The sequence below is a fragment of the Pseudomonas sp. PDM25 genome (assembly GCF_019219045.1).
Lineage (GTDB): Bacteria > Pseudomonadota > Gammaproteobacteria > Pseudomonadales > Pseudomonadaceae > Aquipseudomonas.
This window is the reverse complement of record NZ_JAHUWL010000005.1, coordinates 331153-353556: the sequence shown is the minus strand read 5'-3', so window position 1 is coordinate 353556 and position 22404 is coordinate 331153. Positions and strand designations below refer to the sequence as shown.

12 protein-coding genes are annotated in these 22404 nt (G+C 58.7%); 5 read left to right on the top strand and 7 right to left on the bottom strand.

The window, feature by feature from the left end:
- The first annotated feature begins 296 nt into the window (after positions 1 to 296).
- The 5 genes from aceE to msrA all read left to right on the top strand — a co-directional run bounded on the left by aceE (position 297) and on the right by msrA (position 10423).
- The gene (gene aceE / locus KW848_RS11905) at positions 297 to 2942 is read left to right on the top strand and encodes a pyruvate dehydrogenase (acetyl-transferring), homodimeric type (protein WP_074873054.1); all 2646 of its coding nucleotides are present in this window, start codon (positions 297 to 299) and stop codon (positions 2940 to 2942) included.
- A gap of 11 nt (positions 2943 to 2953) precedes the next feature.
- Positions 2954 to 4927 carry a dihydrolipoyllysine-residue acetyltransferase gene (aceF, locus tag KW848_RS11900; protein ID WP_218536925.1) on the top strand — a complete coding sequence of 658 codons (1974 nt, stop codon included), beginning with the start codon at positions 2954 to 2956 and terminating at the stop codon, positions 4925 to 4927.
- A 283-nt stretch (positions 4928 to 5210) separates the two neighbouring features.
- Positions 5211 to 6605, top strand: coding sequence for an alkaline phosphatase D family protein (locus KW848_RS11895; RefSeq protein WP_218536924.1), 1395 nt, complete (start codon positions 5211 to 5213; stop codon positions 6603 to 6605).
- A gap of 289 nt (positions 6606 to 6894) precedes the next feature.
- Positions 6895 to 9591, top strand: a complete 2697-nt coding sequence (locus KW848_RS11890) for a bifunctional diguanylate cyclase/phosphodiesterase (RefSeq protein ID WP_218536923.1) — start codon at positions 6895 to 6897, stop codon at positions 9589 to 9591.
- A 184-nt stretch (positions 9592 to 9775) separates the two neighbouring features.
- Positions 9776 to 10423 carry a peptide-methionine (S)-S-oxide reductase MsrA gene (gene msrA / locus KW848_RS11885; RefSeq protein WP_192409940.1) on the top strand — a complete coding sequence of 216 codons (648 nt, stop codon included), beginning with the start codon at positions 9776 to 9778 and terminating at the stop codon, positions 10421 to 10423.
- Between the two features lie 140 nt (positions 10424 to 10563).
- Here msrA and KW848_RS11880 read toward each other — a convergent pair whose 3' ends face one another.
- From KW848_RS11880 to putP, 7 genes are all read right to left on the bottom strand, one after another.
- A complete protein-coding gene (locus KW848_RS11880; protein ID WP_111449325.1) occupies positions 10564 to 11403 on the bottom strand; it encodes a 23S rRNA (adenine(2030)-N(6))-methyltransferase RlmJ in 840 nt (279 codons plus the stop codon).
- Positions 11404 to 11656: 253 nt separating this feature from the next.
- Complete coding sequence (locus KW848_RS11875; RefSeq protein ID WP_218536922.1) at positions 11657 to 11980, bottom strand: hypothetical protein; 324 nt, start codon at positions 11978 to 11980, stop codon at positions 11657 to 11659.
- A gap of 443 nt (positions 11981 to 12423) precedes the next feature.
- Complete coding sequence (locus tag KW848_RS11870; RefSeq protein ID WP_218536921.1) at positions 12424 to 12843, bottom strand: hypothetical protein; 420 nt, start codon at positions 12841 to 12843, stop codon at positions 12424 to 12426.
- Positions 12840 to 17639, bottom strand: a complete 4800-nt coding sequence (locus KW848_RS11865; RefSeq protein WP_218536920.1) for an RHS repeat-associated core domain-containing protein — start codon at positions 17637 to 17639, stop codon at positions 12840 to 12842. The genes KW848_RS11870 and KW848_RS11865 overlap by 4 nt, the downstream gene beginning before the upstream one ends.
- Positions 17639 to 18376 carry a DUF4123 domain-containing protein gene (locus KW848_RS11860; RefSeq protein WP_218536919.1) on the bottom strand — a complete coding sequence of 246 codons (738 nt, stop codon included), beginning with the start codon at positions 18374 to 18376 and terminating at the stop codon, positions 17639 to 17641. Before KW848_RS11860 ends, KW848_RS11865 begins: the two co-directional genes overlap by 1 nt.
- Positions 18366 to 20384, bottom strand: coding sequence for a type VI secretion system tip protein VgrG (locus KW848_RS11855; RefSeq protein WP_218536918.1), 2019 nt, complete (start codon positions 20382 to 20384; stop codon positions 18366 to 18368). Before KW848_RS11855 ends, KW848_RS11860 begins: the two co-directional genes overlap by 11 nt.
- A 364-nt stretch (positions 20385 to 20748) precedes the next feature.
- Complete coding sequence (gene putP / locus KW848_RS11850) at positions 20749 to 22233, bottom strand: sodium/proline symporter PutP (protein WP_218536917.1); 1485 nt, start codon at positions 22231 to 22233, stop codon at positions 20749 to 20751.
- Positions 22234 to 22404: the final 171 nt, after the last annotated feature.

Genomic DNA, 22404 nt, shown 5'->3' with positions numbered 1-22404 from the left:
ATAGCTGAAATTTCTTTTTTTTTGGCAGACAGCATCAAGCTTTCACCTTTTCTGGTTGGCAAAAGACCAACCTTAACGATTATTCTCACAACGCAGCTGGAGGCCACAAGCCGCTCATCTGTAGTTTTACTACTCGTATATACATCCGAAAGGCTGAAATGCCCGATGATTTGTAGTAAAACTACACGCCGCCGGAACAACCTCTCGGCAATCCAAGAATTTATATCGTCTGCCCACAAGGCCAGTCGCAAACTCAGGCAACCGATTCTGGAAGCCTTTCCGCCCTGGAGCAAGCCATGCAAGACCTCGATCCCGTCGAAACCCAGGAATGGTTGGACGCCCTGGAATCGGTTCTCGACAAAGAAGGCGAAGACCGCGCTCACTATCTGATGACCCGTATGGGCGAACTCGCAACCCGTAGCGGTTCGCAATTGCCTTACGCCATCACCACGCCATACCGCAACACGATCCCCGTTACCCACGAAGCACGCATGCCTGGCGACCTGTTCATGGAACGCCGCATTCGCTCGCTGGTACGCTGGAACGCGATGGCCATGGTGATGCGTACGAACCTGAAAGATTCTGACCTGGGCGGTCACATCTCCAGCTTCGCCTCCAGCGCTACCCTGTATGACATCGGCTTCAACTACTTCTTCCAGGCCCCGACCGACGAACACGGCGGCGACCTGATCTACTTCCAGGGCCACACCTCGCCAGGCGTTTACGCCCGTGCGTTCATGGAAGGCCGCATCACCGAAGACCAGATGAACAACTTCCGTCAGGAAGTCGATGGTCAAGGCCTGTCGTCCTATCCGCACCCGTGGCTGATGCCTGATTTCTGGCAGTTCCCGACCGTATCCATGGGTCTGGGCCCGATCCAGGCGATCTACCAGGCGCGCTTCATGAAGTACCTGGAAGCCCGTGGCTTCATCCCTGAAGGCAAGCAAAAAGTCTGGTGCTTCCTGGGCGACGGCGAGTGCGACGAGCCGGAATCCCTGGGCGCGATCTCGCTGGCTGGCCGCGAGAAGCTCGACAACCTGATCTTCGTTATCAACTGTAACCTGCAGCGCCTTGATGGCCCGGTTCGTGGCAACGGCAAGATCATCCAGGAACTCGAAGGCGTGTTCCGCGGTGCTCAGTGGAACGTGACCAAAGTCATCTGGGGCCGTTTCTGGGACCCACTGTTGGCCAAAGACGTCGACGGTATCCTGCAACGTCGCATGGACGAAGTCATCGACGGCGAGTACCAGAACTACAAAGCCAAAGACGGCGCGTTCGTGCGTGAACACTTCTTCAACTCGCCAGAACTCAAGGCGATGGTTGAAGACTTGTCCGACGACGAGATCTGGAAACTCAACCGTGGCGGCCACGACCCGTACAAGGTCTACGCGGCGTACCACGAAGCGGTCAACCACAAAGAACAACCGACCGTCATCCTCGCCAAGACCATCAAAGGTTATGGCACCGGTGCCGGCGAAGCGAAGAACACTGCGCACAACACCAAGAAAGTTGATGTTGAAAGCCTGAAGCTGTTCCGCGATCGTTTCGACATTCCGGTCAAAGACGAAGAGCTGGAAAACCTGCCGTTCTTCAAGCCAGAGCCAAACAGCGCCGAAGCCCGTTACCTGAGCGAGCGCCGCACTGCACTGGGCGGTTTCGTGCCACAGCGCCGTGCCAAAAGCTTCGACATCCCGACGCCACCACTCGATACTCTCAAGGCAATCCTGGACGGCTCGGGCGACCGTGAAATTTCCACCACCATGGCGTTCGTGCGGATCCTCGCGCAGCTGGTCAAGGACAAGGAAATCGGTTCGCGCATCGTTCCGATCATCCCGGACGAAGCCCGTACCTTCGGTATGGAAGGCATGTTCCGTCAGTTGGGCATCTACTCCTCCGTCGGCCAGCTCTACGAGCCAGTCGATAAAGACCAGGTGATGTTCTACAAGGAAGACAAGAAGGGCCAGATCCTCGAAGAAGGCATCAACGAAGCGGGCGCCATGAGCTCCTTCATCGCTGCCGGTACTTCGTACTCCAGCCACAACCAGCCAATGCTGCCGTTCTACATCTTCTACTCGATGTTCGGCTTCCAGCGTATCGGCGACCTCGCCTGGGCCGCTGGCGACAGCCGCACCCGTGGCTTCCTGATCGGCGGCACCGCCGGCCGGACCACGCTGAACGGCGAAGGCCTGCAACACGAAGACGGTCACAGCCACATCCTGGCTGCCACCATCCCGAACTGCCGCACCTTTGATCCAACCTACGGCTACGAGCTGGCGGTGATCATTCAGGACGGCATGAAGAAGATGACCGAAGAGCAGCAGGACGTTTTCTACTACATCACCGTGATGAACGAGTCCTACCAGCAGCCAGCCATGCCGGCCGGTGTCGAGGAAGGCATCATCAAGGGCATGTACCTGCTCGAGGAAGACACCCGCGAAGCGGCGCACCACGTTCAGCTGATGGGCTCCGGCACCATCCTGCGCGAAGTTCGCGAAGCGGCGAAAATCCTGCGTGAACAGTTCAACGTCGGCGCTGACGTGTGGAGCGTTACCAGCTTCAACGAACTGCGTCGCGACGGCCTGGCCGTAGAGCGCAGCAACCGTCTGCACCCGGGCCAGAAGCCTAAACTGAGCTATGTCGAAGAGTGCCTGAACGGCCGTCAAGGTCCGGTCATCGCGTCTACCGACTACATGAAGCTGTTCGCTGAGCAAATTCGTCAGTGGGTCCCGTCCAAGGAATTCAAAGTCCTGGGCACCGACGGTTTCGGCCGCAGTGACAGCCGTAAGAAGCTGCGTCACTTCTTCGAAGTCGACCGTCATTTCGTGGTGTTGGCAGCCCTGGAAGCCTTGGCTGACCGTGGTGATATCGAGCCTAAAGTGGTGGCTGAAGCCATCGCCAAGTTCGGGATCAACCCGGAAAAACGCAACCCACTGGACTGCTGAGGAGACACTCTGTGAGCGAACTCATTCGCGTACCTGACATCGGCAGCGGTGAAGGTGAAGTAATCGAACTATTTGTGAAGGTCGGCGACCGTGTGGAAGCGGACCAGAGCATCCTGACGCTTGAGTCGGACAAGGCGAGCATGGAAATTCCTGCGCCCAAGGCCGGCATCGTCAAAAGCATCAAAGTGAAGCTGGGCGATCGCCTGAAAGAAGGCGACGAACTGCTGGAGCTGGAAGTCGAAGGTGCCGCTGCTGCGGCCCCTGCGGCGGCGGCGGCTGCGCCGACTGCCAAGGCTGAAGCGAAACCGGCTGCTGCTCCTGCTCCGGCAGCCGCTGCACCGGCCGCAGCTCCGGCTGCCGCCAGCGTCCAGCAAGTGCACGTGCCGGACATCGGTTCGTCGGGCAAGGCCCAGATCATCGAGATCCAGGTCAAGGTCGGCGACACCGTCGAGGCTGATCAGTCGCTGATCACCCTGGAATCCGACAAGGCCAGCATGGAAATCCCTTCGCCTGCCGCTGGCGTGGTCAAGAGCATCAGCGTCAAGCTCAACGACGAAGTCGGCACTGGCGACCTGATTCTGGATCTGGAAGTAGCGGGTGCTGCGGCCCCTGCTGCTGCCGCGCCAGCCCAGGCGGCTGCGCCAGCTCCGGCCGCCGCTGCTGCTCCAGCCGCCGCGCCTGCTGCACCGGTTGCCGACAGCGTTCAGGACATTCATGTCCCGGACATCGGCTCTTCGGGCAAGGCCAAGATCATCGAAGTCCTGGTCAAGGCCGGCGACACCGTTGAAGCCGACCAGTCGCTGATCACCCTGGAATCCGACAAGGCGAGCATGGAAATCCCATCGCCTGCCGCTGGCGTGGTGGAAAGCATTTCCGTCAAGCTGGATGACGAAGTCGGTACCGGCGACCTGATCCTGAAGCTGAAAGTCAAAGGCGCTGCGCCTGCTGCTGCACCGGCGACCGCCGCTGCTGCACCAGCACCTGCGGCGGCCAAGGCTGAAGCTGCTCCGGCAGCCGCCGCCCCGGCACCGGTCGCACCGGCTGCTGCACCGGCCAAGCCGGGCGCCAAGGTTCACGCGGGCCCGGCAGTACGCCAACTGGCTCGCGAGTTCGGCGTCGAGCTGAACGCTGTCGGCGCCAGTGGTCCGCACGGTCGCATCCTGAAAGAAGACGTGCAGGTTTACGTCAAGGCCATGATGCAGAAGGCCAAGGAAGCACCGGCCGCCGCTGCTGGCGCAACCGGCGGCGCGGGCATCCCGCCGATTCCGGTCGTGGACTTCAGCCGCTTCGGTGAGACCGAAGAAGTGCCGATGACCCGCCTGATGCAAATCGGCGCGTCGAGCCTGCACCGCAGCTGGCTGAACATTCCGCACGTGACTCAGTTCGATTCGGCTGATATCACCGACCTGGAAGCGTTCCGTATCGCTCAGAAAGCCGTTGCAGAGAAGGCTGGCGTCAAACTGACCATCCTGCCGCTGCTGCTCAAATCCTGCGCGCACCTGCTCAAGGAACTGCCGGACTTCAACAGTTCGCTGGCACCAAGCGGCAAAGCGATCATCCGCAAGAAGTACGTGAACATCGGCTTCGCCGTCGACACCCCTGAAGGCCTGCTGGTACCGGTCATCAAGAACGTCGATCAGAAGAGCCTGTTGCAACTGGCAGCCGAAGCCGCTGTGCTGGCCGCCAAAGCCCGCGACAAAAAGCTCACCGCTGACGACATGCAAGGCGCCTGCTTCACCATTTCCAGCCTCGGCCACATTGGCGGCACCGGCTTCACGCCGATCGTCAACGCGCCGGAAGTGGCGATCCTCGGTGTTTCCAAGGCAACCATCCAGCCAGTCTGGGACGGCAAAGCCTTCCAGCCGAAACTGATGCTGCCACTGTCGCTGTCCTACGATCACCGTGTGATCAACGGCGCCGCTGCTGCACGCTTCACCAAGCGTCTGAGCGACCTGCTGGCGGACATCCGCACCATCCTGCTGTAACACCGACCGGCCCTCCCCTTCACCGGAGGGCCCGTCGCGTTCCACGTTTTCCGAGCGCCACGCTCGTACCTCAACCCCGCCAGTTTGGCGGGGCTTTTTTTGCCTGGAAGAAAGTCACCCGACGCCCCTTTTCCTACATTCGCGGCTTACGTCGCCCACAACTCCAGTCCACTTCTGCTCGATATTTCTTGTTAACCAATAACTAAGCTTAGTTCAACTAATTATCGTTAAACCTTCATCTGCCAATTTTGCTTAACTAGTATTAATTCGAATGGATTCGAACATGTTCAAACCGACTGTCGGCCCTATTATGGGCCACACAACAACTAACCACGCACGCATCTTCTTGCGTGGCGAACTTCAAAACAATGCACCGGTATTTGCAGGCATTCGTTATCGCCGGCTCGGCGAAGAGCGATGGTCCCGAGGTGTATTTGCAAAGCTAACGATCTTGCATGATATGTCCGATGTCATCGCACTCAACGATCTTGCCGCCGATACCGAGTACGAATACCAGGCGGGCTGGTTCAGCCCCATGAGCCCGGTGCACACCGTGGAAACGGTTCAGGAATTGCCGCTGCAATGGCCGCGGGGTATCTACCGATTCCGCACACAGTCCAGCAAAGCCACGATTCCACGGGCCTATATCGTCGGTTCATGTCGTTACCTGCGCATGACCGCTGGCATCCCGTCTGCGCCGCATCTGGGGGACCGGATTTTCGCCTCGATCACGAATCTGGCGCAGCAGGCCGAGCCGCCCATCAGCGCCATGTTGATGACCGGCGATCAAATCTATGTCGATGACCTGAACGTTATCGCTCCCGACCGGGAATACAAGGCAATACTCAGTAAGTACCGCGCCGCTTTTTCCCAACCCAATATTGCAAAGTTAATGTCCGGCGTGCCGACTTACATGATCCTCGACGATCACGAAATAGAAGACAACTGGCCCGCCAACGAAAGTAAAGCCGATGCCTACTTATACAAAAACGCCATCGCGGCGTATGAGTTGTATCAAGCCAGTCATAGCCCGGCGCATGAACTTCTCGCCAGCGGGCAAATAAATAGAAAACTGGAACATTATTGGTATCAATTCGCCGAAGGCGATATTGAATGGTTTGTCACTGACAGTCGAACCCGACGCAACCTGTCGGGCAATGATCGACGCATCCTCGACGAAGAGCAGGAACAGGCCTTATGCAAATGGTTGATTCACAGCCCGGCCAGGGTCAAATTCGTGGTCACCAGCGTGATGTTCTACCCCGACCGCAAAGCCCATGGCGACGACGCATGGAAGGCCTTTCCCGAACAGCGTCTGCGGCTGCTGGAGACCATTCGCACACACCGCATCAAGAACGTTTTCTTCGTTTCCGGCGATGTCCATGGCTCCCTGACCAGTCGCCTGACCCACAGCGAGGACCCGGACTTCGAGGTTCACACCATCGTTTCTTCACCGCTGTGCAACAGCAAGCTACTGCCGTACGCCAAGGCATCCACCTTCATCCTCGATCACCCGTTGGCGCGAACAGCCGCTGGCGACTATCAGCATGGACTGACCAGCCAGGTGGTCAGCCAGGACAATTTCGCGCATCTGGTTGTTGATCAGGAAAACGTACAGGTCAACTATCACGATCGGGACGGACAGCTGCTGCAATCGGTAGGCATTCCTTTGCGTTAAACCAACCCTGTGGCGAGGGAGCTTGCTCCCGCTTGAGTGCGCAGCGCTCACAAGATTTTTGGGCCGCTGCGCAGCCCAGCGCGAGCAAGCTCGCTCGCCACAGGGCTCCAAACGATTACTTTTAGCCATCCATTGGAGAAATCCTCCCTCCTGCCGACATATTCTTATAGCACTTGGCCTTCATGTCTCTTGTCAGTCAGTGTCGCAATGATGCAACCTTGCCGCAGGTCACAGTAAAAAGGGCGAGAGCCCGGCGCGTTCAGCCTATTCGAAGCGAGTTTCCCTCCATATGAAGAGCCAACCCGATGCCGCCAGCCGTATGGTGGCCGAGGTAGTGACGCAGTTGCCTGTGCCCTCGCGGCTTGGCATGCTGCGTTTCGAACGGCTGAATGAAGCGAGCTGGGCGCTGCTGTTTCTCGATCCCAATTGCGAACGACAGTTCGGCCTGCCGGCGGTGGAGCTCTGCGCTCTGGTCGGCTCGCCCTACGCCAGCCTGATGGAACCCGAAGCGCGTTATCAGCTGCATGACGCGGTTCAGCAGCAACTCACCCAAGCCCCGCATTACCTGATCCGCTACACCCTGCACACCGCCGCAGGCGCCTTGAACCTGCTGGAACTGGGCGAAGCCTACAAACAACACAATCGACACCTGCTGCGCGGCTACCTGCTGGTGGTCGACGGCCTGTTCGAGGGCGAGCAACTGCTGCCCTCCCTGGACCTCGAAACCCAGAACTCTCGCCTGCAAATCGCCCTGGAACTCAATCAGCGCGCCCAGCAGGAACAGCTTCTGCACCTGGACCGGGTGCGCGCCCAGCAAGACTTGATCCTGCTGCTGACCCGCCAGCGCTATAGCAGCAACAACTCCCTGAAAGAAGCCGCCGAACTGATCACTCGCAGTGCCTGTGACATTTACGAAATCGACTGCGCCAGCCTGTGGAACCTCGAAGGTTCACAGCTCGTGCCGATTTCGGCCTATCACCGCGCCAGCCAGGAATACCTGCTGCCGGAGCCGATCGACGTCAGTCTCTTCCCTGATTACCTGGACGCCTTGCACACCGGCCGCGCCATCGACGCCCACAACGCCATGTGCGACCCGCGCACCCGGGAAATGGCCGAACACCTGCGCTCGCGTGATGTGAACGCCATGCTCGACGCCAGCATCCGCGTCGACGGCCAAGTGGTCGGCGTACTTTGCCTGGAACAGACCGGTATGACCCGCGCCTGGCAATCGGACGAAATTGCTTTCGCCGGCGAGTTGGCGGATCAGTTTGCCCAAGTCATCAACAACCACAACCGCCGCACCGCCACCAGCGCCCTGCACCTGTTCCAGCGTGCGGTCGAGCAAAGCGCCAACGCCTTTTTGCTGGTCAATTGCGACGGTGTGGTGGAATACGTCAACCCGAGCTTCACGGCGATCACCCAGTACACCACCGAAGAAGTCCACGGCCAGCGGCTGTCGGAACTGCCGGCCCTGGAAAACCTCAGCGAACTGCTGTTCGACGCGCCCTCGGCGCTGGCCAAGAGCAACAGCTGGCAGGGTGAGTTCAAAAGCCGTCGTAAAAACCTCGAACCCTACTGGGGTCAGTTGTCGATTTCCAAGGTTTACGGCGACAACCGCGAGCTGACGCATTACATCGGCATCTATGAAGACATCACCCAGACCAAACTCGCCCAGCAGCGCATCGAGCGTCTGGCTTACACCGATAACCTGACCAACCTCGGCAACCGCCCGGCCTTCATCCGCAACCTCGATGAACGTTTCGCCCGAGACAGCGATACCCCCATCAGCTTGTTGCTGGTGGACATCGACAACTTCAAGCGGATCAACGACAGCCTCGGCCACCAGACCGGCGACAAACTGTTGATCAGCCTGGCCCGACGCCTGCGCAACAGCCTGAGCCCGAGCGGCAGTCTGGCGCGGTTCGCCAGTAATGAATTCGCCGTGCTGCTGGACGACACCGACCTGCGTGCGGGCCAACAGATTGCCAATCAATTGCTGGCGACCCTCGACAAACCGATGTTCGTCGACAACCAGCTGATCAGCGTCACCGGCTCCGTAGGCCTGGCCTGCGCGCCGTTGCACGGTCGCGATCCACAAACCCTGATGCGCAACGCAGGCCTGGCACTGCACAAGGCCAAAGCCAACGGGAAACATCAGGTTCAGGTGTTCACCGAAGCGCTGAACGCCGAAGCCAGTTACAAATTGTTCGTCGAAAACAACCTGCGCCGCGCCCTGACCCAGAACGAGCTGGACGTGTTCTACCAGCCCAAGCTCTGCCTGCGCAGCGGTCGTCTGTTGGGGATGGAAGCGCTGCTGCGCTGGAACCATCCGGAAAAAGGCATGATCCGCCCGGACCAGTTCATCAGCGTCGCCGAAGAAACCGGCCTGATCATTCCCATCGGCAAATGGGTCGCCCGCCAGGCGTGCCGCATGAGCAAAGACCTGACCGCCGCTGGCCTGGGCAATCTTCAGGTGGCGATCAACCTGTCGCCCAAGCAGTTCTCCGATCCGGACCTGGTGTCGTCCATCGCCAACATCCTCAAAGAAGAAGCGCTACCGGCAAACCTGCTGGAACTCGAACTCACCGAAGGCCTGCTGCTGGAAGCCACCGAAGACACCCACTTGCAGCTCGATCAGCTCAAGCGCCTGGGCCTGACCCTGGCCATGGATGACTTCGGCACCGGTTACTCGTCGCTCAGCTACCTGAAAAAATTCCCGATCGACATCATCAAGATTGATCGAAGCTTCATCCACGAAATCCCCGACAACCAGGACGACATGGAAATCACCTCCGCAGTGATCGCCATGGCCCACAACCTGAAACTCAAGGTCGTGGCTGAAGGCATCGAAACTGCCGAGCAGTTGGCTTTCCTGCGCCGTCACCGCTGCGACGTCGGCCAGGGTTACCTGTTCGACCGACCGATCCCCGGCGTAGAGCTGATCGAAAAGCTCAAGCGCTACCCGCGTGGCCCGCTATCTCTATAACACTGCAGTCAAAATGTGGGAGCGGGCTTGCTCGCGAAGGCGGTGTGACCGTCGACATCATTATTGCCTGACACACCGCCTTCGCGAGCAAGCCCGCTCCCACAGGGGTAGTGATTAACTTGGCATCATTGGGCAAACTGGCGGTCTGACTTTCTACATTCAAACCTGACTGAGAGGACTGATCATGGTTCTGCGCTCGGAAATCCTGGTGAACAAAAACGTGCTCCCGACTAAAGAACAAGCTCTGCCCGGCCGTGAAACCCCAATGACCGTGCCGGAAAAACACTTCGTCCACGACGCCCCGCTGCTCGGCCCGTTCGCGATGGACGTGGATTTCGCGATCTTCGGCCTCGGCTGCTTCTGGGGCGCAGAGCGCAAGTTCTGGCAGCGCGAAGGCGTGGTCAGTACGGCGGTGGGCTACGCTGGCGGCTTTACGCCGAACCCGACGTATGAAGAAGTCTGCTCGGGCCTGACCGGCCATAGCGAAGTGGTACTGGTGGTCTACGAGCCGGCGAAAGTCAGCTACGAAGAGCTGCTGAAAATGTTCTGGGAACTGCACAACCCGACTCAGGGCATGCGCCAGGGCAATGACATCGGTACTCAGTACCGCTCGGTGATCTACGCCACCAACCCGACTCAACTGGCGGCGGCCGAACACAGCAAGCAGGTGTTCCAGGCGGAGTTGACCAAGGCTGGCAAAGGCACCATCACCACTGAAATCGACGAAGCCCCGACGTTCTACTTTGCCGAGGCTTACCACCAGCAATACCTGGCGAAAAACCCTGAAGGGTATTGCGGGATTGGCGGTACAGGCGTGACTTGCCCGATCTAAATTTCAGGCCCTAAAAGCATCGCGGGCAAGCCCGCTCCCACAAGTTATGTGTCTGACCACAATGTTGTGATCGACATAAAACCCTGTGGGAGCGGGCTTGCCCGCGAAGGCGTCCGATCAGACGCCACTCATGCAACTGGTCAACTCTCTGCGATCAACCAATCCATCTGCCACCCACCCTGGGTCTGCCCCAACTTCTTGGACAACCACGGCAGCAACTCACGCAGCTCCTCTTCCAGCCCCCACGGCGGATTCGCAATCGCCAACCCCGAACCGTTCAGGCTGTTCGGCGTATCCAGCGGATGCACCAGCAACTCGACCCGCAGCAACTTTGGCGCGCCCGTACCCGCCAGGTCCTGATAAAAACGACGCAACAGGCGCTGGTCCTTCACCGGGTACCAGATCGCCGCCACCGTCTGCCGCATCCGGCCAATCGCCTCTTTCAGCGACGCCGCACAGCGCTGCATCTCATCCAGCTGTTCGAACGGCGGATCAATCAACATCACCGCCCGCTTCTCCTGCACCGGCAACATCGCACGCGGCACATGCCAGCCTTCGCCCAGATGCACCTTCACCCGACGGTCGCCCGCCATGTTGTCCTTGAGCAGCAAACCGTCCTCGGGGTGCTTCTCATTGAGCATCACCCGATCCTGCGGCCGCGTCAGACGTCGCGCCAACTCCGGCGACCCCGGGTAATAGCGCAACTGGCCATCCGGGTTCATGTCGTGCAGCACCTTCATGTAATCAGCGGTCAACGCCGGCAGATCCGGCTGATCCCACAAACGCGCAATACCTTCCAGGTACTCACCGGTACGGCTCGCCTGATCACCCTGCAGGTCATACAGACCAATGCCGGCGTGAGTGTCGAGATAGGCAAACGGCTGCTCCTTGCGCGACATCAAAGCGATGATGCGGGTCAAAGTCAGGTGTTTGAACACATCGGCGTGATTGCCGGCATGGAAGGCGTGACGATAATTCATGGCTGCTCCTGCGAAGGGCGGGAAGTTTACCTTGTACGGCGGCGAACGTCAGGACCTCACAGCCGAGCGGGCTATCTCACCCCCTACTTCGGGCATCACACAACCCCTGTGGCGAGGGGGTTTACCCCCGTTGGGCTGCGAAGCAGCCCCAAAACCTGCAATCCGGTTATGCCTGACATACCGCACTGCCCGGTTTACGACTGCTGCGCAGCCGAGCGGGAGCAAGCTCCCTCGCCACAAAAGCCGCCCGGCGCTACTCCGAAGACCGCGCCTTCAACCGCCGCCCAAGAACATCCAGCACATCACACCCATCCCGCAACGGAATGGCACAGAGCAACGCAAAATCACTAAGAATGAAGGACTGACACTCGATCGAACCGCGCATGGACAGGTTCTCCATCACTTGGGTGACGGCACGAATTCGGTAGTTGGCAGCGTCATACAAAACATCCAGCGGCGCTTGCGTGTCGACGAACAGGGTTGGCATGTCGTCGCAATTGCTGGTGAGTGCCATGAAGCGGCTTTGGGGATGGGGGGTTGGTTTTACGTAGGGTGGATCTGGCGTTAACGTCGTCATTTGTAAATTCCATGAGTATGAAAATGAGCTGCCAAACGCCCCCTCCTACAGGTTTGGGTGGCAGCCATGCGCAGGAGTAGGAGTACCGATCACTCATGAACCTCGGCCACGCCGAAGCGTGTCCCGCGCACAGCCGCCGCAAACGATCATATGGACACGAGTTAAGTGCCGCAATCAAACGACAGAGCTGTTGCATCATGAGATAGGGCTCCTACACCCTGCCACCACTTGCGCGGTGACAGCCAAAGACTATCCCTGCAACCCATCGCCCACCAGTTCATGGAAGCCGCCACAACTTGAAGGAAACCTCCGATGAGCTTGCCCGGAAATTTCGTAATGGTTGCGAGAATTTTAAACAAAACTTAAACATTCCGTAGGACTGGCAATTGGCATTGAGAATGCCGACGCATGGGATTCCAGCCTGACAGGCGCTACCTTCTCCATCACCAGCTGGCCCGATCTTCAACGCTCGCTAAAAGAAGATCTTCCTTCCAGGTCTCCTGAGCCAACAAATAGACATCTTGAAGAAATCCGCGGGGATCCTCCAATGCATACCACTCACCACGCGGCCAACTGCCTGCATCTTCTTCATCTATATCAAACAAACTCTGAAAATCATAAGACGCATCGCTTAGCTTTTCCGCTAGAAAATCCATCAGCACGAGCTTATGTCTATAGGACAGATAACCTAGATTTAAGCTGTATCTTTTGATCAGCTCCGCTCTGTCAAAGCGATCATTAGGATTAAACACTTCCAGTTCCGCACCCCGAGTTTCCTCGCGATCATAAACATCAAAGACGCCAATAAACCACATCAAATCGGGTTGAAATTCTTCATTTGAAAATGGATCTCGCAACATCATTTTCTCTCCGCAGGAAAACCTGTAAAAGGCCGAAGCACATTGTCCTTATCGAACTTAACTTCAAACCAATTTAGATCTTCATTTAGTGCTGGGTTACTAGCGTCTTTCTTGTTTGGTTTATAACCACGCCCAGCCCTAGGTAGTTCCATCCTTACAATTGGATATTTATTGTGGTCCTTCCCTGTATGTGGGCTCAAACCTAACACTTCCCTTGTCATAGCTTTATTCAACGCCCCAAAATGCATACGCCAGTTTCTGAATTGAGAGCTCAAATTCCCTCTAGCGCCTTTCGGAACCTCACCGGTATGAGGATCTGCCCCGTTAACTGCTCGCTGTTTGAGCGCTTGGTCAGATATTTCTGAGCTGTGTTTTTTGACTGTGTGCATATCATATTTTGCTTCCATTTCTTCAACACGCCGCTTCGCATTCGCCTCAGCCAGCTCATCAATCCGCGCCCTCCGCTGATCACCTGTCAGCTTTGGCAGCGGCGGCTCACCTTCATCCACCCTAGCGCCAGTCGTATCATCCGGCGCCGAACACCCAGGCTTATTCGGCGGCGGACAGCTCCCGCTCAACCCCAACGGATCAACCCACCCCGTCGGATTCGGCGTGTACTGGTACTGATTCAGTCCACCCGCCAACTTGATCGGGTCCGGTGTCAGGTACCGACCAATCTCCGGATCATAGTACCGATGCCGGTTGTAGTGCAGACCACTCTCGACATCGAAGTACTGCCCCTCGAACCGTAACGGTTGCTCGAGCTGCTCTCCCCCACCGAATGCCAGGCGAGTGACCTTGCCGTAGGCGTTGTACTTCGCCGACCAGACAATCTCGCCGCCAAAATCGGTCAGTTCCTGAGGCGTGCCCAGGTGATCGAGTTGGTAGTAGAACGGGCAGGCCTTGCGTGGTCCTTTTCCGTCGAGCATAGCCAGTGGGCGGAAGCTGCCCGGTTCGTAGACGTAGCTGCGGTAATGCTCGCGGCTGCTTTCGGCGATGAGGTGGTCGCCTTGCCAGAAGAACTCGGTGGTTTTGCTGTCGACGGTTTTGCTGATGCGGCGGCCGAAGGCGTCGTAGCGGTAACTTGAGCAACGACCTTCAGGGGTGGTGACGCCGACCAAGCGGTGCTGGCAGTCGTAGCGGTATTCGGTGACGAGTTTTTGCGCGGTGCCGCGGCGTTCGCGGATGAGGTTGCCGAAGGCGTCGTAGTCGTAATGGCGGTCGCCTTGCATGAGCAGGCGGTTGCCTTTGACGGTCGCGGCGCCGGGGCGGTCCTGCATCAGCAGATTGCCCGCTGGGTCGTGGGCGAAGCTTTCCGGTGCGTCGTCGCGGGTGTGGCGGACGCGGATCAGGCGGTTGAGCGGATCGTATTGGTAATTGCGTTGGCCGTGACGGGTGTCGGCGATGCTGTCGAGATTGCCGTTGGCGCTGTAGGCATAGTCGCGGCGATACAGTGTTTGGTGCTGTTGACTGACAGCGTGGGCCTTCAATCGACCTTGATCGTCGTAGGCATATTCGCTGAGCAGCTGCCCCTGCTGGCGTTGCTGTTCGCGGCCGAAGGCAAATTGGTGAGTGGTAAGCCGCGCGCCGTTGAGGTCGATCGCCGTCAGCGCGCCGCCCTTGGCGTGCTGGTAATCGAGTTTGCTGCCGTCCGGCAGGCGCAGGCGATTGAGCTGGCCGCAGGCGTCGTAGCCATAACGTAACGTCCCCCAGCCCTGATGCTCGGTGATCAGGCGGTCCTGTTGGTCGTACTCGAATTCCAGCGGATGGTCGTGGCCGTCGTCGACGCTGACCAACCGGCCAAGGCTGTCGTAGCGGTAATCAACCTGGATGCCATCAGGCAGGGTTTTGACCCGCAGGCGTCCGGCCGAGTCCCGCTCGTAAGCGGTCATCAGCTGCGAGCCGTCCTCGCCGAACTCGGTTTTCTCCAGCAGCTGGCCATTGAGGTCGTAGGCGTACGCCGTGCGTTGGCCGTCGAATCCGGTTTCCTGTCGGATCAAGCCATTGGGCGTGTAGTCCAGGCGATATTTTTCGCCGGATTCGTTTTCGATTTCCGTGAGCAACAGCTGGGCGTTGTCGTAGCGGTACTGCAGTTGGGTGCCGTCGGGATTGAGGCGGCGGCTGACCAGGTGCAGGTCGTCGACATATTCGTAGCGGGTGACGCGACCCAGTTCATCGCGTTCGGCGGTGATCTTGCCGTAGGCGTTGTAGCTGAACGCGCGGCTGGCGCCGGTAGGAAGCGTGGTCTGGATCAGTCGGCCAACGGCATCCCATTGGTACTGGGTGACGGCGCCGTGTTCGTCCTGACGGGTAATCTGCCGCCCCAGCGCGTCGTAGGAAAACCGCCGCACACCACCATCCGCCAGCGTTTCCTCAACCAACTGCCCCAAGGCGTTCCAGACGAACACATGCCGGCTGGTGTCCGGGTAACGGATCGACAGCAGTTGCCCTTTGTCGTCGTAGTGATAGTGGGTGACCTGACCGTCGGGATCGGTCGCTTCGGTGACGTCGCCCTGGGCGTTGCGTTGATATTTCCACACCGCTTTGCCGCGATAACGCGCATGCAGGAAACCGCTGCGGTACTCGTAGGCCGTCGGTTCGTCGTCCGGCGGAATCAGCGCAACCAGCCGTCCGACTTCGTCGTAACGGTATTCGGTGACGGCGCCGAGCGGGTCCTGCTCGGCCAGCAACCGACCGTGGTCGTCGTAGGCCTTGAGGTGTTCGCCGCCGTCCAGCTCGACCTTGCGCACCAGCCGCGCCCGGTCGTCGTGGACGTAAACCTCTTCGCTGCCATCGATGTTCTGAACGGTGACACTGCCTCCGTCATCCCAGACGTAACGCGCGTCCATCTGCGCAAACGACGCCCAGTGTCGGATGCATCGGGCCGCCTTGCCGGACCGTTCCCACTCCCAGAAGAAACTCACCCCTCCGGTCAGTTGCCGCTGCAGGATGACGTGCTGATCGTCGTAGTCGTAACGTTCGCTTTCGCCGGCGGCATTAGTCGCCTCGATCAAGCGATGACGAGCGTCGTAGCGGTAGGCAACCAGAGTTTGTTCAGTGCGCCAAGCGTCTTCCAGGGTGTCGGCCGGCTGAAAACGCTGATACTCGACGGCGATCATGTGCCGGCGGTCATAGCGCAACAGAAGGGAACGCCCTGCGCCGTTGTCGAGGCGCTTGACCCTGTCAGACGTATCCCGCTGCACCGTCAGCCGATTGCCATAGGCATCGCTGATCGCTGTCAGACGTCCTGCACTAAAGTGGAAAAACCGCGCTTTTTCTCCAGCCAGGGCGAGGATCAGTTCTTCTGGTTGATCTCCGAGATAAATCGCCGCCCGCGACAGGCTGTTGTGGATCGACGGGCGCTCGGTACTCGGTAGCGGAAAGGTCGTACGGCGGTTTTCGTGGTCGATCCAGATGACGGTGTCGCCATCGATTTCCAGTCGATGTGCAAGGCTGTGACTCCAGCCGAAACCGAGGCCGATATCGATCTCGGCGGCGCTGGTGCGATAGAGCCGGGTGAAGTCGAACGGCAGGATGCCGTCCAGCGAGCCGTCGGTCAGGGTCAGCAGTTCTTCGCCGGTGACCATCGACACCGGGCAGTTGTTGGTGCAGGTCAGCGGCACACAATCGGCGCTGTCGCCGTTAGGGTTTTTCGCCTGATCCGGGGCGTTGTCGTGGTGTTCGTCTTTCTTCAGGGACGCATTGCGACGTGCGCTCCAGTTCAACTGCATCCGGCCTTTTTTCATGCCGGCAGCAACGCCTCGGGCAGCGACTTTTTTGTAGCGGTCGACGTAGCTGATGAAGCCATTGATGATCGTGAAAATCGCTTTGACGAGGCGCAGGACAGCGCTGAGTAATTGCGCAGCTCGATTAGCCAGCCGCATAGTCAAATAGGCGATACCGGCCCCGGCTGCAGCGAACGTCAGAACGATGCCGATCAGGATGTCGATCAACAGTTGCACCACCACCGTCGACACGGCCTCGGCGGTTTTACCGGCAATCTCGCCGGGCGGCAGCATGTCCAACCAGAGGCTGGCGGTGCGTAACAGTAGGCACAGCGCCGCTTCGTCACTGGCCAGCAGTTGGGCCTTTTCCATGACATCGGGGGCGGTTTGCGCGAGTTTCTTCAACTCTGCCGCGCTCTCGCCCAACCGCTCACCAAACTTCCCGGGATCCTTGAGGATGTCCGACAGCAGGCCGATGCCGTCCCACACGCCCTCGATTGCCGCCCAACTGCCCGCGAGCATTCCATTGCCTACAGCAACCGAAGAAGATTCCGACCACTTCGGCTTGAATGCCTTCCATTCATCTTGCAGCCAGTTTTCGAGTTCCTTCGTCAGGCCATCGTAGGAAGAGAAAAGATCATCGACGTGCTGCGGCGTGACTTCCTGGTGAACATGAACGCGGTAGAACTTGCCGGGTGTACCGATGAACGTTCCCTTGCCGTTTTTATCGAGTGTGACTGGCGTCTTTTCGCCGCCCTCACTGGCAATCACATCGACCTGAATATTCCCCACGGGGATGTCATAAACCGACTCGAATTTGCTCTCTATCTCTAGCTTTCCACCCTTTGGGCACTGCACGACGGTAGATAAAAACTCGTCATCGCCACTGCTCACCGCTGTGCTAGTGCTGCCGAATCGAATGATCCGTTCCATGCCCATCAGCGAAGGCAAATCAGCCGCGTGACTGGCCTTGTCCGCCGCCCGATTGAACCAGTGCTTTAACTGTTCGCGATAAAGAGAAAGGGTGTTTGGGAAACCGTCGAGCTCCTGCTCGATACGTACGATCTGATCCATCAGTTCAGCTCCACCATCAGGTAGTCCACCAAGGCTGTTTTGGGTGCCTGAGGCAGGTCCGGTGTTTCAAGAAAGATCGCGACCTTGTGGCGTAAAACACTTTCGGAAAACGCCTCAAAAAGATCAGGACGTTCCTCGCTCAACCACTTCACCAAGTTGTTGATGCGGGTTGTTGCGGACTCTTCGGCGAGGTGTTTGAGCAGCGATTCGGAAACTTCCCACCATGGAAAAACCCGAGAAGCTTTCAGCGCACTACCACCAATTTCGACCGGCTGGCCATTGATCAAACAGCGCCCGATCACCGGCAGCAGCTGCGAAGCGTCAACCTCGGCCGACCGAAGAATTGGCAGCAAATAACGCCCGTCCCAGAAGCGGAAAAACACCGCATTACCGTTGGGCAAAAGGACTTGAGTGAGGCTGCGAAGATGCTCGACCAACACCTCCTGAGGGGCAGAAGACACCGCCAGCCAACCCCAATCACGAGACTCGGTATTGGCAACCCACTCCCAAAACTCACTGCCAGCAGCGACGATTCCGACATAGGGCATTATCGGCTCCCACTCGGCGTAAGCGGTGTCGGCCCAGATCGGACTGGGTGCTTGAGCGGAGATCGAACGCTGCCAGGCCTTGAAAGGCCCTGCGTCGCTCGCGTTGCTGAAAACCGCGAACAACTGCTCGGAAGGTTTGAGCGGTTGGTGATCCAGCCAGTCGAGAGGTGACAAGTGATCAGGCTGCACAGACACCGTCCTTGCAGCGCTCACACTCTTCACAGAACGGCGCGTCGCTTTTCAGGCTCATGATCTGTGCGGCGCTCAGCAGAGCGGCCGGGGCGACGACGAGTTTCAACGGCGTATCCGGCGACACGGGCGCAGCGGCCATCGACGGCATCAACCCGCCACCGACCTGAATTGGCACGCTGCTGAAAATCCCGCCGGGACCGATGTTGATCCACTGCCCGCCCGCCTGAATCGTCGCGCTGGCCCCGCCGTCGATCACCACTTGCTGACCGGCACTGACATGGAATTGCTGACTGGCATTCAGCGCCTGGCTGGTCACCCGAATGTGTCGGTCACCGACCACCACCAGGTGATCATCCAGTTTCACTTCGGTCTGGCGCTGGCCATGGGTGATGCGCTGCTCGTCGGCTTTCAGCTCATGGCGAGCGGTGCCGGTGACGACGATGCTGCGGGCGTTATCGACCTGCACCTGTTGATCATTCAGTACGTGCTGAGTCCAGTTTCGCTGTGCGCGCAGGTAGATTTCCTCGGCGCCTTTGCGATCTTCGATGCGCAATTCGTTGTAACCGCCGCCACCAGGACTGCTCTGGCTGCGGAAAATGCTGCGGGTTTTGTCGGCGGGAAGATCGAGCGGCACCGGGGTTGCGGCGTTTGGCAGGCAACCCATCACCAGCGGTTTGTCGGCATCGGCGTCGACGAATCCCACCAGCACTTCCATGCCGACTCGCGGGATCATCACGCTGCCATAACGGTCGTGCGCCCAGCCGGTGGCGACGCGCAGCCAGCAACTGGAGTGTTCATCGAGCTGACCGTCACGGTCCCAAGCCAGCTGAACCTTGACCCGACCGAACTCGTCGCAATGGATTTCACTGTCGGTCGGGCCGGTGACCACGGCAGGTTGATAGCCGAGCATGCGGGGTTTTTCCGGCCCGAGTGGAGGGCGAAACGAAACGTCCCACGGTGTTGCCAGAAAGGTATTGCGATAGCCCTGGAAATCATCCGGGCCGTCGCTGGTAACCGACTCTTCCAGCACTTGCGGCTGGCGGCCACGGTGTTCGATTTCGGTGATCAACCACAGGTCATTCCATGCCCGACGCGGATGCTCGGCCAGGTGTAGGAAATGCCCGCTGACCAATGCCGATTCGTCGCCACGACCTTCGGCCTGACGGAAGTCGGCGTTGTGGCGTTCGAGGGCTCGTTGGGCCAGATGCTTGCCGTGTTCGCGGTCGGTGAATTGGCCAGGGAAGTGGTAATCCTCGAGTACTGGTCGCAGCTCACTGTCGAGGCGGCTTTCAAGTTGCAGGCGAGGTTTTTTGAAGTCGTAGTCGCGACGGGTTACCGCTGTCGTCCGGGTTTCCAGGCGCACGTTGAAACGTTTGATGGCCGGCGCATCCGCCGCCATTCCGCTGCCCGGCAGGTACAACGTTGGTTCGGGCAGACGAGGGAAAACCGTCTGGTCATCACCAAACACCAACAGGTGCCCGTCGAGGCCGTGCTGAAAGTGGTAGTGAATGCCGATTTCGGCACACAGCCGCTGGATGAACGCCAGATCGCTTTCGGCGTATTGCACGCAGTACTCACGCGCTGGGTAGTCGCTGCCGAGCCGGAACTCGAAGGCATCGCGCTGGATACCGTGGTCTTTGAGAATTTGCGCGACGATCGCCGGCACGCTTTTGTGCTGGAAGATCCTCTGATTGATGCGCTGACCGAGGTAGGCCAGACGCGGCACGAGGCTGATTTGGTAGCCCGTCAGACGTTGCCCGGAATCGCTTTGGCCAACGCGAAAAATCTGACCATGAATGCCGGAACCCTGCGCATCAAAACTCAGAAATGCCTGACGATGCAGGAGGCTTTCGAGTTCGATGTCCGGCCGTTCGCTGACCAGTTCCAGGTCAAAACGGTAGGGCTGGCTGATGGCTTCCGTACCTGTGAACTCAAGCACCTTGAGCTCATTCTGGACGCCGTCGATCGTCAACGTGAAGCGCGGTTGATTGGCAGGAGCGAACATCCGATGTGTCTCTGCAGAATGAAGGCGGGCGATTCTGCATGAGCGACAAGGGGTGTTGATGGAGGTACAGGAAAATCAGATTTGCCCTACTTTTTTAGAGATTTGTCCTTCAATAATCAGTGTGTTTGGCTACATACAACTCCTTCAAAAGCACCACCGGACAAATGTGGGAGCGGGCTTGCTCGCGAAAGCAGTGTGTCAGTCAACATTAATGCCGAATGACCCACCGCATTCGCGAGCAAGCCCGCTCCCACATTGGAACTTCGATGCCACAAGATCTGCGCCATAAAAAAACGGCCCGCCTCCATAAGGAAGCGGGCCGTTTTCATGTTCGGCAAAAGATCAGAGCATCAGCTCATCCCGATCACTTGTTCAGGCGGAAATCTGCCTCGGCAGCGGCGAAGCGCTGAAGCATGCCTTTGGTAGGCTCGCCCGATTTGCTGACGATGTAGATGGCCAGGCTGGCGAAGATGAAGCCCGGGATGATTTCGTACAGGCCCAGCAGTTCGAAGTGTTTCCACACGATCACGGTGATCGCGCCGACCAGGATGCCGGCCAGTGCGCCGTTGCGGGTCATGTCTTTCCAGATCACGGAGATCAGGACAACCGGACCGAAAGCAGCACCGAAACCAGCCCAGGCGTAGCTGACCAGACCCAGTACACGGTTCTCCGGGTTAGCAGCCAGAGCGATAGCGATCAAGGCAACCAGCAGCACCATGGCACGGCCGACCCAGACCAACTCGACCTGGGAAGCGGTTTTACGCAGGAAGGTTTTGTAGAAGTCTTCGGTCAGGGCGCTCGAGCACACCAGCAATTGGCAGCTCAAGGTGCTCATCACAGCAGCCAGAATGGCCGACAGCAGTACACCGGCAACCCATGGGTTGAACAGGATCTTGGCCAGTTCGATGAACACACGCTCGTGGTTTTCGCTCACTGGCATGGCCACGGCAGGGTTGGCCGAGAAATAGGCAATACCGAAGAAGCCTACAGCCACGGTGCCGCCCAGGCACAGGATCATCCAGGTCATGGAGATGCGACGTGCTTTGGCAATCGACTTGACCGAATCCGCCGCCATGAAACGCGCCAGGATGTGCGGCTGGCCGAAGTAGCCCAGGCCCCAGCCCATCAACGAGATGATGCCGATGAAGGTGGTGTTTTTCAGCATGTCGAAGTTGCTTGGGTCTTGCGCTTCGATGGCCAGGAACGTGGTGTCGATGCCGCCGGTGGCCAGCAGCACGATGATCGGCGTCAGCAACAGGGCGAAGATCATCAGGGTGGCTTGTACGGTGTCAGTCCAGCTCACGGCCAGGAAACCGCCGACAAAGGTGTAGGCAATCGTCGCCGCAGCACCGGCCCACAGCGCAGTCTCGTAGGACATGCCGAAGGTGCTTTCGAACAGACGGGCGCCAGCCACGATGCCGGAAGCGCAGTAGATGGTGAAGAACACCAGGATCACGACCGCGGAGATGATCCGCAGCAGGCCGCTTTTGTCTTCGAAACGGCTGGAGAAGTAATCCGGCAGGGTCAGCGCATCGCCGTTGTGCTCGGTCTGCACGCGCAGACGGCCGGCGACGAACAGCCAGTTCAGGTAAGCACCGATGATCAGACCGATGGCGATCCAGCTTTCGGACAGACCGGACATGTAGATGGCGCCCGGCAGGCCCATCAACAACCAGCCGCTCATGTCGGAGGCGCCGGCGGACAATGCCGTCACGACGCTGCCCAGGCTGCGACCGCCCAGAATGTAGTCAGAAAGGTTGTTGGTGGAGCGATAGGCCATGAAGCCGATCAGCACCATTGCTGCGATGTAGATCACGAACGTGATCAGTGTTGGATTGCTTACGCTCATTAAGTGATGCCCTGGCTTTGTTTTTATGTAGCGGCAGAGTGTGAAACCGCCGACAAACGACAACGTTTGTTCAGACGACTTCGGGGCCCGCGCATTTATGACTGATGTTTCCCCAGGAAAGCCATCAGCCGGTGCACCTGTCTTTTGTGACCGGTTGCACCTTGGGCGCGA

Excerpts from the sequence above, each read along its gene's own strand:
- KW848_RS11855 (WP_218536918.1), bottom strand. The coding sequence starts at position 20,384 with ATGTTCGCTCCTGCCAATCAACCGCGCTTCACGTTGACGATCGACGGC.
- KW848_RS11865 (WP_218536920.1), bottom strand. The coding sequence starts at position 17,639 with ATGGATCAGATCGTACGTATCGAGCAGGAGCTCGACGGTTTCCCAAAC.
- msrA (WP_192409940.1), top strand. The coding sequence starts at position 9,776 with ATGGTTCTGCGCTCGGAAATCCTGGTGAACAAAAACGTGCTCCCGACT.
- putP (WP_218536917.1), bottom strand. The coding sequence starts at position 22,233 with ATGAGCGTAAGCAATCCAACACTGATCACGTTCGTGATCTACATCGCA.
- KW848_RS11890 (WP_218536923.1), top strand. The coding sequence starts at position 6,895 with ATGAAGAGCCAACCCGATGCCGCCAGCCGTATGGTGGCCGAGGTAGTG.
- KW848_RS11895 (WP_218536924.1), top strand. The coding sequence starts at position 5,211 with ATGTTCAAACCGACTGTCGGCCCTATTATGGGCCACACAACAACTAAC.
- KW848_RS11870 (WP_218536921.1), bottom strand. The coding sequence starts at position 12,843 with ATGATGTTGCGAGATCCATTTTCAAATGAAGAATTTCAACCCGATTTG.
- KW848_RS11880 (WP_111449325.1), bottom strand. The coding sequence starts at position 11,403 with ATGAATTATCGTCACGCCTTCCATGCCGGCAATCACGCCGATGTGTTC.
- KW848_RS11875 (WP_218536922.1), bottom strand. The coding sequence starts at position 11,980 with ATGACGACGTTAACGCCAGATCCACCCTACGTAAAACCAACCCCCCAT.
- aceE (WP_074873054.1), top strand. The coding sequence starts at position 297 with ATGCAAGACCTCGATCCCGTCGAAACCCAGGAATGGTTGGACGCCCTG.